This is a genomic window from Vibrio sp. Vb2131, assembly GCF_033338535.1.
Classification (GTDB): domain Bacteria; phylum Pseudomonadota; class Gammaproteobacteria; order Enterobacterales; family Vibrionaceae; genus Vibrio; species Vibrio alginolyticus.
Map to the genome: position 1 here is coordinate 190,036 of NZ_JAWOSW010000004.1, position 13,462 is coordinate 203,497.

Below are 13,462 nucleotides of genomic sequence, written 5' to 3' on the forward strand. Positions count from 1 at the left end.
TCTTTTTGTTGTCAACAAGAGCATGCAATGATACTTATTCTCACTCTCAAATCGAGCACTGTTACACAAGTTAAATAAATGTTAATTAAGAACCTTCTTGCTCATAAGCTGTCGATTTTCCTCTAAACGAGGACAATCTGCACAAAGCTTTCTGCCTTCACACTTATAGACTAAACAACAACTTTTTCTTACTAACTTTAGCGGCTGATCAGATCCCGTCTCATGAAGTGAGCGGCTATTATCAACATCCAAACCCATTGCGCTTAGCCACAAGACCGCATGCTCCTGAAGTGTCGAGTTAGTCATTTGCGGAAAGCGCTGTTGGAGACGAATTAAACAAGCCATGATTCCGTCCGACATCAATTGATGGGTGAAGCCAGGACGAATGCGTGTCCATTGACTCATCTCTTGTTGATAGAAGTCGAACAGTTCTCGGATTTGACGCCCCGCCTCTTTTATCAACGCTTCTGGCTCGCCATGTATATGCGCTTCGTCGGCGAATCGGTACCCAGAAACAAAACAAGGTTTGAGGTGCTGCGCTATCTCGCGAATGTTTGGCAACGTGTGGTAACCGTAAATAGAGATGAATGCGACATAAACTGGCTGCCAACAAAGTAAATCCCACGTTCTTGTCAACCAATATGCTTTTCCCGCTTCCGGATGAGCCTCCGAGATTTGCTGGTAAAGGCCTTGGATGATCGGGTTGATATCATTCTCGATATGGATAGCTTCTTGCCCTATCTCGCCGATATCACCGTGTAGATAAGGTGTAATCTCACTCGAAGTTTGAAACAGTTGCGGGAAAAATTGCTCAGACATGATGGCTTATTGTTGGTGTAGTCATTCTGACACCTTTATACCCAAGCACCAATCGCAATGCAAACTATTATCCTTTGCGTTTTCATAACAAAGAAGCACTCTTAGGGTTAGTTATGACTGTATTTACGCGTTCTGTGAAACTGTAAGGTCTGGTTACGTATGCGATGAATAGCAACAAACTCTTAAACCTCTTCGCATTTAACGCTCACATGATCGCAAAAATACACAGCATAAAAACACCCTGATAAAACTGTGTTAACAGTTCCCCTGTGTAGCGTGAGTTATTGCCAATAATTGAATATTGCTGTTTCTTATCTAGCGGATTGTGAACAACATGAAGTATTTTCTTTCTGAATATCGAGACAATACAAAGAGGTAATTTGGCTATGTAGCCCTCTGTTTTGAATAAGGAAATCCACATGTTGTATCTTGAGTTTCTATTTTTGCTCGTGATGCTGTATATCGGCTCACGTTATGGTGGTATAGGCCTTGGGGTCGTATCCGGAATTGGCTTGGTGATTGAAGTCTTCATCTTTAAGATGCCGCCAACCTCTCCTCCTGTCACCGTTATGTTGATCATTTTAGCGGTGGTAACATGTGCTTCCATTCTTGAAGCCGCTGGCGGTTTGAAATACATGCTGCAAGTTGCCGAGCGTGTGCTTCGTAAGAACCCAAAACGCGTCACCCTTATTGCTCCGTTCGTGACTTACTTTATGACCTTCCTACTTGGTACAGGTCACGCGGTTTACTCTATCATGCCAATCATTGGCGACGTTGCACTTAAAAACGGCATTCGTCCTGAGCGTCCTATGGCTGCCGCTTCTGTCGCCTCTCAAATCGCAATCACGGCATCACCAATTTCAGCGGCCGTAGTTTACTACTTGGCGCAACTCTCTGATATTCAACACGAGATCACTCTGCTCTCAATTCTGCTCGTTACTGTACCTGCAACCTTATTCGGTACGTTGTTGATGTCACTTTACAGCCTAAAGCGTGGTAAAGAACTAGACGACGATGAAGAATACCAAGAGCGTTTGAAAGATCCTGTGTGGAGAGAAAAAATCCTCAACACAACTGCAACGTCTCTTGATGAAGTACTACCAACAAGTGCTCGTAACTCTGTATTGCTGTTCATTGCATCGATCTTGGTGATCGTCGTTATCGCGATGTGGCCAGACATTCGTACCATCGTAGATGGCGCGAAGCCAATCAGCATGGCCGTTGTGATTCAAATGATGATGCTCTGCTTCGGCGGTATCATTTTGCTTGCGACCAAAACTGACCCGCGTGACGTACCAAATGGCGTGGTGTTTAAGTCAGGTATGGTGGCGGCGATTGCTATCTTCGGTATTGCATGGATGTCAGATACCTACTTCCAGTACGCTATGCCTCAATTTAAATCTGGCATCGTAGAGATGGTAACCAACTACCCTTGGACATTCGCGCTTGCGTTATTCATTGTGTCGGTTGTGGTGAACTCTCAAGCTGCAACGGCTCGCATGATGCTGCCTGTTGGTCTCGGCTTAGGTTTGGAACCTGCGCTGCTTATCGGCTTGATGCCAGCGGTATACGGCTACTTCTTTATTCCCAACTACCCTTCAGATATCGCGACTGTGAACTTCGATACCTCGGGCACAACTAAGATTGGTAAGTGGTACTTCAACCACTCATTCATGTCTGTGGGCTTAATCGGCGTGATTGGTGCGTGTTGCTTGGGTTACTTGCTAGGGCAAATGATCATTCCTTCGTAACTAGCCAAATCAACGATAAATTAGAGGCGAGTCATTGTACGTTTTCGTACAGCCTGAGTGACTCGCCTTTCTTTATTACACTATTTAACTACAGCAAGAAATCGTCATCAATCGCGACAAAATTGTCGGCACAATCAATCAGAGTTTGAGATGTAAGTTTAGGTACACCATAAACGGTCACCGTTTTATTGAAGCGCTGCTGAATTCTCTCTACTAGCAGACTAAAGTCTCCATCTCCCGAAACTAGAATCACTTCCTCAACTTCGGGAGCAATTTCAATTGCATCGAGAGTAATACCCACATCCCAATCGCCTTTCGAGCTGCCATCACGACGCTGGATGTAGGGTTTAAGCATCACCTCAAATCCAACACCGCGTAAAATGTGATGAAACTGACGTTGTTTTGGATCGTTACTCGCGATGGCATAAGCACGAGCACTTACCACCTCTTTCCCTTGTGTGGCGACATACCAAAACTGGTTGTAATCAAAATTGCTTCGATACGCTTCGCGACAGGTGTAATACACATTCTGTACATCAACCAAAATGGCGATTTTTTGTTTGCTTTCCGAACTCATCTATTTCTACGCTCAATTTATTTGCTGCCTACCCTATGCCAGTTTTGGAAAAAGCACAATGAGCCAATTCCACTAAACTTAACGTATAAAAAGTTATTTGGGTTTCTAGGGGAACTGTCATGGGCGGAAAGTTACTAGTGATACTGCTTTCTTGTATCTTGTCATCGACAGCATTTGGTTATCCAGCGCACTCCAAATACTGGCCACATAGAAGTGTGCTCTACTTTGCGCCAGAAAATGATGAATACGTAAAACAATTCTTGCTAGAAACACTTATGAATGAGTGTGAGTTGGAAGACAGAGATGTCGTCACACTGGTCATTACAGAACAAGGTTATACCTTTCCTGCTTGGCTTAAAGAAGAGTTCGACTTAAAAATGCTAGCTCGTCTTTATGAGGTCGAAAAAGGTTCTCATACCGCTATTTTGCTTGGTAAAGATGGTCTAGAAAAGCACCGCTGGGGCGCAGAAACGGATTGGCCATTTATCAACAACTTGATTGATCAAATGCCAATGCGTAAGCAAGAAATGCAGAGGCAGCAAAGTCCCTGTAAAATATAGTCACTTCTGGGCAGTATTACTTTGCGAACCAATCCAATTTGTTGTGCAACTGAGTCACGCTGCCAACCACAATCAATGCTGGGCTCACGGCTTGCTCTGCCATGATCGATAGCTCGTTCAACTTTCCTTGGAACACGCGCTGCTCTGGGCGCGTACCGTTTTCAATAATGGCGCATGACATCTCAGGATCTAACCCATGAGTGATCAGCTTATCCATAATATGGCCGCTTTGCTTCAAACCCATGTAGAAAACAAGTGTGTTGTTGGATTGTGCTAGAGAATGCCATTCAATCTCACGACCATCTTTTTGTACGTGACCAGTGATGAATTGAACGCTTTGCGCATGGTCGCGGTGTGTTAATGGAATACCAGCGTAAGCCGTTGCACCCGCTGCTGCTGTGATCCCCGGAACCACTTCGTATTTAATACCAAATTCCGCTAGTTCTTCTAGCTCCTCACCACCACGGCCAAAGATAAATGAGTCCCCACCTTTTAGGCGCACAACGCGTTTACCTTCTTGTGCTTTTTGCACCAAGATTTGGTTGATTTGATCTTGAGGCACACAGTGAAAGTCCAATTTTTTTCCTACGTAAATCATCTCTGCTGATGCGTGAGCCAATTCAAGAATGTCTTTCGACACTAATCGGTCGTACACCACAACTTCAGCCGCTTGAATGGCTTTTAAGCCTTTTACTGTGAGCAAATCAGGATCACCTGGACCTGCACCAACAAGAGAAACAAAGCCGCTGTTTAAAGATGAGTTAACAGTTGTCATATCAACGCCTATCGAAAATTTGGACATAAAAAGTAACACTCAAGTCATTAACTCAAGGTTAAAATCACCCCAAGGAGTTATTACTTTTTATAGTTAAATCAATACAATACTTATCGAAAGTTAAATGAGTTGAACAGCCCTACCTACCATAGGTAGGGCCAGATAAAAGCGGTTTATTTTGCGATTGCAGGCTCTGTTTTTACTTCTTCTTCAACTACGTTGATAGAAGGCGCTGTTTTTGCGTGAGTTAGGTACAGTGGAATACAAGTCATTACGAGACCACCGACAATATTACCTAGAATGGTTGGAATAAGGTTGAAGTTCAACCAAGTCGCGATACCAAAATCCGCACCTAGAATCATACCTAGTGGGAATAGGAACATGTTTACTACGGTGTGTTCAAATACTAGCGCAAAGAAGATGAAGATTGGGAACCACATCATTGCTACACGACCAGACACTGAACGTGCTGTCATGTTGCCGATAACGCCAAGACACACCATTAGGTTACAGAAGATGCCGCGTACGAAACACGTGATCCATCCGTCCATACCCATGTTTTCAAAACCAAGGCTACGCGCGGTAGAAACAGCGACAAATTTCTTCGCTACTGCGTTCAGTTCTAGAGAGAAGTTACCTGTTAGAGAGATAGCCACTAGGTAAGCAACGATCAGAGAACCGATAAGGTTACCCAAGCCTACAAGACCCCAACAACGGAAGATACGACCCCAAGTGATGCCCGGACGGTTCGCAAACTTAGCCAGAGGCGCTAGACCAAAAACACCGGTTACTAGGTCATAACCCATCACACTTAGAATTACGAAACCAACGGGGAAAACAAGTGCACCTACAAGGCCGATACCCGTTTGTACAATCGCGGTAATAGCAACCACCACCGCAAGCGAAAGAATAACGCCAGCCATCGTACCGCGAAGCAGAAGATCTCGCGTGCTTGTATTGGTTTTCGCTTCACCAACATTGATCATGGTTTGCACGAATTCTGCAGGCTTAAAATCAGTAGACATGAATGTGTCCTTATCCAAAATTGAAAGTTAAAAAGTTAAAGATTTAATAGAGAAAGGCTTCCCGTTGACACCTGAACGCTGTCTACAACACCTCGCTTCCCTGTTCCCCTGAGTTGATGCTTGGAAAGCCTTTGTCTATTAAATCTAGGTTTCAGTTCATTCCCTCCCCTAAGAGGAGGGAATGAAAACCAAGCTTACGCAGAGATTTCTACTTCGCCGTTTGTTACGCGGGTTTTGTACGCTTTCACGCTAAAACGCTCGTCTTCCATGCACGCACCTGTTGTCAGGTTAAAGCGTTGCTTCTTAAGTGGGCTAGCCACCCAAAGCTCGCCTTGGTGCTCACAGATCAAACCGCGAGAAAGCACGTTTGATTGGAAGAACGGGTCTGTGTTGCTGATCGCCAGCACTTCTTCTGCTTGTGTTGGGCGGAATACCGCAACTTGCTGACCATCAACCAGTGCACAAACACCCGTGCCCGGTACGATGTCGCTGATTTGGCAAATCTTTTCAAATGACATAATCAACCTTCCCTTATGCTTCAGTGATCGCTACGTGTAGGATGTCGCCTTTCGCTTCAGGGTGTTTTTCCGTGAAGGTTGCTGGGCGGTGCTGTTCACGCTCTTGTACAAACACGACGTTTTCATCGCGCTTGTCAGAGTTGATGAAGTGCGCGAAACGAGTCAGTTGTGATTCGTCGTTGATGGTCGCAGTCCACTCACACTCGTACTCGTCTACAAGCTTCGCTACGTCTGCCTCTAGTTGAGCGTTGATACCAAGCTTGTCGTTAACAATCACTTCGCGTAGGTAGTCAACGCCACCTTCCATGTTTTCCATCCAAACTGATGTGCGTTGTAGTGGCGCAGCAGTACGGATGTAGAACATCATGAAGCGGTCGATGTACTTGATTAGTGTTTCTTTATCTAGGTCACTTGCAAGTAGGTCTGCGTGACGAGGTTTCATGCCGCCGTTACCACATACGTACATGTTCCAACCTGCGTCAGTCGCGATGATGCCAAGGTCTTTACCTTGTGCTTCCGCACACTCACGAGTACAACCAGAAACACCGAACTTCATCTTATGAGGTGTACGAATGCCTTTGTAACGGTTCTCGATGTAAGAACCCAGACCAACAGAGTCTTGAACGCCGTAACGACACCAAGTTGAGCCCACACATGTCTTCGCCATACGAAGTGCTTTTGCGTACGCTTGACCTGTTTCGAAACCAGCGTCGATAAGCTTGCGCCAGATCTCTGGAAGATCGTCTTTTTGAGCACCAAACAGACCAATACGTTGAGCACCGGTTACTTTGGTGTATAGGTTGTATTCTGCTGCAACGTTCGCTAGTGCACTCAGTGCTTGAGGTGTTACTTCGCCACCCGCCATACGTGGGATAACAGAGTAAGTACCGTCTTTTTGGATGTTACCTAGGAAGTTATCGTTCGTGTCGTGCAGCTTAACCAGTTGTGGCTTAAGAATGTGCTCACCCCAGCAAGAAGCCAAGATAGAACCAGCCAGTGGTTTACAAACTTCACAGCCGTAACCTTTGCCGTATTTCTCTAGAAGCTCATCAAACGTTTTGATCTCTTCAATGCGGATTAGGTGGAACAGCTCTTGGCGTGAGTATGCAAAGTGCTCACACACGTCGTTCTTCACTTCGATACCAGATTTAGCAAGCTCAGCATTTAGAACAGAGGTCACTAGAGGAATACAACCACCACAGCCTGTACCCGCGCCCGTCACTGCTTTGATGTCGCCCAACGTGTGGTGACCATTAGCGACCGCTTGTGCGACCTTGCCTTTTGTCACGTCGAAACAAGAACAGATCACTGCGCTTTCTGGTAGAGCGTCTGCACCTAGTGCTGGTTTCTCAGCGCCTGCGTGTGCAGGAAGGATCAACGCATCCGGGTGTTCTGGTAGGTCGATTTCGTTCAACATAAGTTGAAGCAGGTCGCCGTAGTCAGACGTATCGCCAACCATAACCGCGCCAAGCAGTTTCTTGTTGTCTTCAGAAACGACAAGACGTTTGTAAACTTCTTGCTCTTCGTTCTGGTAAACGTAACTCTTACACCCTTCAGTACGACCGTTCGCGTCACCGATAGAGCCTACTTTCACGCCAAGAAGTTTCAGCTTCGCAGACATGTCAGCGCCTTCGAATTTGCTTTCTGTGTTACCTAGTAGGTGGTCAACAGCAACGGTCGCCATCTTGTAGCCAGGAGCAACAAGGCCGTAGAACATTTCGTTCCAAGACGCACACTCACCGATAGCGTAGATGTTCTCATCAGAAGTCTGACAATGGTCGTTGATAGCAACACCGCCACGAGGTGCCACTTCTAGCTCCATTTGGCGTGCTAGTTTGTCTTGTGGGCGAATACCTGCAGAGAATACGATGAAGTCTGTTTCTAGCTCTGAACCGTCAGCAAAACGCATAACGTTGCGTGCGTTTGTGCCTTCTGCCGCAATCTCAAGCGTGTTTTTGCTGGTGTGAACGTTCACGCCCATACGCTCGATCTTTTGACGAAGTTGGTTACCACCAGCCAGGTCAAGTTGCTCAGCCATTAGCTTTGGCGCGAACTCAACAACGTGCGTTTCTACACCCAGTGCTTTCAGTGCGCCTGCTGCTTCAAGGCCTAGCAGACCACCACCAACAACAACGCCTGATTTGCTCTTCTTCGCACACGCTTCGATCGCTTTAAGATCTTCGATAGTACGGTAAACAAAACAGTCTTTGCTTTCGTGACCTTTGATAGGTGGAACAAATGGGAATGAGCCAGTAGCAAGAATCAGCTTGTCGTATTGAACTTCACGGCCAGTGCTTGAGTAAACAATACGGTTTTCACGGTTGATGTTAATCGCGCGTTCGCCGATCAGCATGTTAATACCGTGTTTCTCGTAGAAGCCTTCTTTCACTAAAGAAAGTTCATCTGCAGTATGGTGAGAAAAGTAAGAGGAAAGGTGCACACGGTCGTATGCGACACGAGGTTCTTCACAGAAAACCGTAATGTCCATATTAGACATATCAGCTTTCTCGACTAAGTCTTCAATATAACGGTGCCCTACCATACCGTTACCGATGACTACTAGCTTCAACTTGCTCATTATAATTCCTAAGGGTTAGGTTCTTATCACTGAGCTCATTGTTAATTGTGAAAGAAAATTAATACATGATGTAAATCAATTACAATTTCAAACTACCCTAAAGGGGTAGATGAACGTATTTATCTGACTATTGCGAAATAAAAAGTAATTTATTAACGGATATTGGTAGTTTTAACAAACTGAGATAACCGAAGCCATACTAGCAACGGACTATACCGTTTTGCTTTATGAAGTAAGGCTGACCATCGAAACCGAGCACACCTACGATAAATCCTGTTTTGCTTCTAAACGACGCACTCACTTGACTTCACCGTTTCAAGGTGATCAGAGAACAATATCTGAAGTGATTGAAAGGTTTAGAAAAATCAAGCTTCACAATAAAAATTTTTTACTAGCTAAGTCGCATTATAAAGACTAAAATCAGGTTTAGTTCATATGGAATAGCGTCCATATGGTTGATACCGTAATTGACATATAGAGTGCCGTCCCATTTTTGTGAGGCGGCCTTTTATTTGGGAGTCATAAAATGTCAGAAAACAATTCTATCTACATCTCAAGCTTAGATATGAACCGAATCACGGCCTTGTTGGATAAAATGCCAAACATCGCAGCGGAGCTTGTGGAATTAGAAGCAGAGCTCGACCGAGCAACAGTTCTTGAGCCAGAACAAATGCCAGATAACGTGGTCACGATGAACTCAACTGTAGAGTTTAAATTTGCAGGTGAAGATAGAACCATGACAAAGACATTGGTTTACCCTTCTGAACTGAAAAGCAGTGATGATATCTCTATTTTTGCGCCCGTAGGCAGCGCACTGATCGGTTTGTCTGTTGGTCAAAAACTTGAATGGCCAATGCCAAATAATCAAGTGAAGACAATTGAAATTGTCGATATCACATACCAGCCTGAGCGTTGTGGTGCACTAAACCGCTAACCCTCAGTAGTCCCGGTGCAAAGGCCTCCATTTAAGACTTTGCACCAGGAGAGCCCCTCGCTTGCCCCCTATTTCCTTCTTTTTCCAAGTATTTACTTTGCTGCTCTTAAGTAACATCACCGATTTTTTATTATTTACCGCATATTCAATACTTATATCTCCAAGCTCAATCATAGAAATTGCAAAGTATTTTTCGTATATTGTCGCTCCGAAATCGACGTAAATTATGCGCAAAATGGAAGAATATCTAACTCGAATTGCCTGCTTAGAAAAAGAAAATGAAGAGCTGAAGCGGAAGAATGCGCGACTACAAGAAAAGTTGAATGCTGCACTCGACAGTAATGGACTGTGTTTGTGGGAGCAGCATATTCCTTCGGGTACTTTGACGATATTCAATATGCAGTGGGGCAAAATGCTAGGTTATCAGCCCCATGAGTTAACCGCCACGGTTGAAACATGGAAAAACAATCTCCACCCTGAAGATTACGATCTTGCGGTGGGTGCATTTGAAGATCACCTAGCAGGCAAGACCGACCTTTATGAGGTAGTGCATCGCATGATTCATAAAGACGGCAGTGATAGTTGGGTCTACGATCGAGGGCGCATCGTCGAGTATGGTTCTGATGGCGAACCACTGCGCATGATGGGCACTCATATCGATATTACAAAAGAAAAGCGATATGAGCAGCAACTGGCTAAGTTAGCTTCGAGTGATCCATTGACCGGACTGTTAAATAGAAAAGCAATTGAGGAAAACTTTAATCATCAACCTCAAACCAAGCCGTCTCAGCAGTCTTCCTTAGTGTTTGTTGATATAGATAATTTTAAAGCAGTTAACGACCAGCTAGGTCATCATACTGGCGACACCCTCCTCATCAATATCGCCAATAGCTTAACAGAGCTTGCGTCAAGCAAGTCTCAAGTTGGACGCATAGGAGGCGATGAATTTGTTATCTTAAACTGGCATTCAAGTCGAGAGGAGATATCCCAACTTTGCAATCAACTCTTAGATTCAATCATTCCAGCGATAAATCAAGACTTACATAAAGTAACGATAGGAATGAGTATCGGTGTTTGTCTCTTTAACAAAGGAAAGCAACCGTTTAATGAAGTGTATCAAAAAGCCGATCACGCAATGTATGAGATAAAGAAAAATGGCAAAAATGGAGTACAATTTTTCAACTTAAAAAGTTGATATCTCTCCATAAATCATCATGTTATGAAATCAGTCATTTGCTACAACTTGAACTAACTAAAGATAAATTCTTTATATCTAAGCCAGTTACCGAAATTACCCCTAGGTACTCATAAATTTGGCACGATACAAATAAATCCCCTCCTCTCCTAGCATCAACCCAATAAGCAACTACACTCATTTAACTGATAGATTAATTACTACTATTATGAAGGGAGTTGTTTTTGATGGATACAAAACAGATTTCTACAGTTATCATAATTTTAGTTCTTTCTGCATTAGTAGTTGCTTATTTAAAGTTAACAACGGTATCAAATGCTATCCACAAACCTACAACAATCGGTATATCTAAGACGCCTCTGTCAGCCCCTTTTATCATTGCAGAGCACATAGGTGCGTTTGAAGAAAACGATTTAAACGTCGAACTTATCATGTGCTTTGGAGGGGTCGAATGTTCAAACCTACTTCTAGAAAACCATGTTAATTACGCCACTTTTTCTGAAAGCGTACTGATGTTTAAAAGCTTTGAATACAAAGATTTAGCATTAATCACTTCTTTTGCATCTTCTACGAATGATATTAAGCTGCTAACTAAAAATCGGTCTGGTATAGAAAGTATAGATAAATTACCAGGAAAAAAGGTTGGTGTAATAAAAAAGAGCGCTAGCGAATATTACTTAGACTTGTTGCTACAGGTAAATGACATTGATTTAGAAAAAGTAGAAAAAATATCATCAACAACGCAGGTTATTATAAATCATTTAATACAAGGAAACGTCGATGCAATATCTACTTGGGAGCCATACGGATTTATGGCCAAGAATAGAATAAATGAAGAAGTAAAGAACATAGGAATTATTGGCGTGTATAAACTTTACTTTTTGCTTGTATCAAAAGAAATACACATTGAAAAATCAGATCAAGAAGTAATGAAAATAATAAAGTCACTTCATCACTCAATTAACTGGATGGATAAAAACCCTCATTTAACAATGAAAATACTATCACAAAAACTTAACACAACAGTTGAAGAAATATCTTGGAGCTGGGATGATTATAACTTTCGATTAAATTTAACGAATTCTTTATTATTTACATTACAATCAGAAGCTAATTGGGCATTAAAACAAAACTATGTAGAAGGACAGATTCCAAATTACAGAAAAATATTTAAAGAAAACTATATCAATTCATATTTTGATGGTCTAGATTAAAATGCATCGTTCGTTAAACCACTATTTAGCATCACTATTCAGTCTAAGCGTAATACTATGTATCAGCGTTATAGTATACATAAGCTTCATAAAAATAGAAGATTATAAAGCCAAGAAACAATTAAACCAAATAATGGACATACAAATATCATTAGAGTCATTAAGTAGTTATCTTTGGGCTTACACTCAAAATAGGGGAAAAAACAATTTCACACAATTCATGATTTCTCATAACAAATTAAACGAATTATTATCTCAAAATGAAGATGTTTTATACCTTACTAAAGACCTAAAAAAAATGAATCTCGAACTGTATTTTTTAGTTCAATATGAAAATAATCATTTACTAGAAAAAGATCGCCATAATGATTCAGTCGTAAATGATAATAAATCAAATCCTGCCATACAATCCAGAATAAATATTGTATCCCAGGATATGAATAATGAAATAATATATATTTATAAAAAAATACTTAATAATAAGTCTACAAAACTACAAAATTTAAATTATTACACTCAAGCAGGTATTATTTTTATCTCTCTGGTTGTTATGCTATTGTGTTTTTATATAAAAATAAAGTTCAAGAGAAGCTTTCAAAGGTTTATAAATGGAATAAAACAATTAAGCAGGTCAAATTTTGACTATAAAATCCCTTCAGAAAATCAATTCACGGAATTTGAAAATCTGTCTTGTTACTTCAATAAAATGGCGGCATTGTTAAACCACACAACAATATCAAAATCAAAACTTAAAGAAGAAGTAGAGAATCAAACTTCAGTTCTAAATCGTCAAAAAGAAAGTTTGGTATTTTTGTCTGAGCACGACTCCTTAACTAATATCTACAATCGTCGAGCAATAGAAAAACATTTGATCCAGCTTACGCGTAATTTCAGAGGCAGTGAGAATAGTTTTAGTTTGTTTTTTATAGATTTAAATTTATTTAAGGATATTAACGATAGCCATGGCCATGAGGCAGGTGATGCAGTGTTAAAATCTGTAGCTAGTAGATTATCAAGTATTATCGACGAATCAGACATGGTAGGCCGCTTTGGTGGAGATGAATTTATTATTATTCATCGTTCACACACAACAGGTACGTCTCTGTCTGCATGTGCACTACGTTATATCCAAGAAATAGAAAAAGTAATTCATTTTAAAGGTAAAGAGTTATGCGTCGGAGCTAGCATTGGTATTGCACTCTATCCTGAGCATGGGTCGAATGTACATGAATTATTAACAGCGGCAGACAAGTCTATGTATCAGTCAAAACGTTCTAAAGCTAGCTCGTTCACTATTGTCGACAACAGCAGTTCGCTGTTAAAGAGGCCTATGTTTTAATCTAAAGTAGCTGTGGAAACGTTCTACATGCGAATATTCAACGACATCGACCACTGTGGCCACTTACAGTAATAAAGCCGCTTTTATCACATAGCAAAAGCTAAACGCTCTCCAGGCATTGAAGAAAAATAATCCATTGTGAATGGTTAATCCTCCCCTTTTAAACGTCAACTTTCA

The 13,462-nt window shown here is 42.0% G+C and carries 12 protein-coding genes; 6 read left to right on the plus strand and 6 right to left on the minus strand.

Translation table 11 applies throughout. The features are described from left to right. Positions 1-81: 81 nt before the first annotated feature. Positions 82-819 (minus strand): siderophore ferric iron reductase, encoded by a 738-nt coding sequence (locus tag R7E38_RS06705; protein WP_017820185.1) that lies wholly within the window; start codon positions 817-819, stop codon positions 82-84. A 419-nt stretch (positions 820-1,238) separates the two neighbouring features. Between R7E38_RS06705 and R7E38_RS06710 the strand changes: the two genes are divergently transcribed. Next, positions 1,239-2,570, plus strand: a complete 1,332-nt coding sequence (locus tag R7E38_RS06710; RefSeq protein ID WP_033907036.1) for an anaerobic C4-dicarboxylate transporter — start codon at positions 1,239-1,241, stop codon at positions 2,568-2,570. Positions 2,571-2,658: 88 nt separating this feature from the next. Here R7E38_RS06710 and R7E38_RS06715 read toward each other — a convergent pair whose 3' ends face one another. After that, entirely contained in the window at positions 2,659-3,147 is a 489-nt protein-coding gene (locus tag R7E38_RS06715; protein WP_005387978.1) for an NYN domain-containing protein, read from the minus strand. A 119-nt stretch (positions 3,148-3,266) separates the two neighbouring features. On the opposite strand from R7E38_RS06715, the gene R7E38_RS06720 reads away from it, so the two are divergent. Beyond that, the gene (locus R7E38_RS06720) at positions 3,267-3,707 is read left to right on the plus strand and encodes a DUF4174 domain-containing protein (RefSeq protein WP_005376058.1); all 441 of its coding nucleotides are present in this window, start codon (positions 3,267-3,269) and stop codon (positions 3,705-3,707) included. Positions 3,708-3,723: 16 nt separating this feature from the next. Here R7E38_RS06720 and cobA read toward each other — a convergent pair whose 3' ends face one another. From cobA to nirB, 4 genes are all read right to left on the minus strand, one after another. After that, positions 3,724-4,482, minus strand: a complete 759-nt coding sequence (gene cobA / locus R7E38_RS06725; RefSeq protein WP_033907035.1) for a uroporphyrinogen-III C-methyltransferase — start codon at positions 4,480-4,482, stop codon at positions 3,724-3,726. A gap of 173 nt (positions 4,483-4,655) precedes the next feature. After that, on the minus strand, positions 4,656-5,507 hold the full coding sequence (locus R7E38_RS06730; protein WP_033907034.1) for a formate/nitrite transporter family protein: 852 nt from the start codon (positions 5,505-5,507) through the stop codon (positions 4,656-4,658). Between the two features lie 194 nt (positions 5,508-5,701). Continuing rightward, entirely contained in the window at positions 5,702-6,025 is a 324-nt protein-coding gene (gene nirD, locus R7E38_RS06735) for a nitrite reductase small subunit NirD (protein WP_005387969.1), read from the minus strand. A gap of 13 nt (positions 6,026-6,038) precedes the next feature. Continuing rightward, the gene (nirB, locus tag R7E38_RS06740; RefSeq protein ID WP_054575959.1) at positions 6,039-8,603 is read right to left on the minus strand and encodes a nitrite reductase large subunit NirB; all 2,565 of its coding nucleotides are present in this window, start codon (positions 8,601-8,603) and stop codon (positions 6,039-6,041) included. A 526-nt stretch (positions 8,604-9,129) separates the two neighbouring features. Here nirB and rnk point away from each other — a divergent pair. The 4 genes from rnk (at position 9,130) to R7E38_RS06760 (ending at position 13,285) form a co-directional block, all read left to right on the plus strand. Beyond that, a complete protein-coding gene (gene rnk / locus R7E38_RS06745) occupies positions 9,130-9,537 on the plus strand; it encodes a nucleoside diphosphate kinase regulator (RefSeq protein WP_005394604.1) in 408 nt (135 codons plus the stop codon). 235 nt (positions 9,538-9,772) lie between these two features. After that, a complete protein-coding gene (locus tag R7E38_RS06750; protein ID WP_226083116.1) occupies positions 9,773-10,732 on the plus strand; it encodes a GGDEF domain-containing protein in 960 nt (319 codons plus the stop codon). Positions 10,733-10,959: 227 nt separating this feature from the next. Further along, positions 10,960-11,946, plus strand: a complete 987-nt coding sequence (locus R7E38_RS06755; protein WP_213885559.1) for an ABC transporter substrate-binding protein — start codon at positions 10,960-10,962, stop codon at positions 11,944-11,946. Positions 11,947-12,079: 133 nt separating this feature from the next. Next, a complete protein-coding gene (locus tag R7E38_RS06760; protein WP_246540853.1) occupies positions 12,080-13,285 on the plus strand; it encodes a GGDEF domain-containing protein in 1,206 nt (401 codons plus the stop codon). Positions 13,286-13,462: the final 177 nt, after the last annotated feature.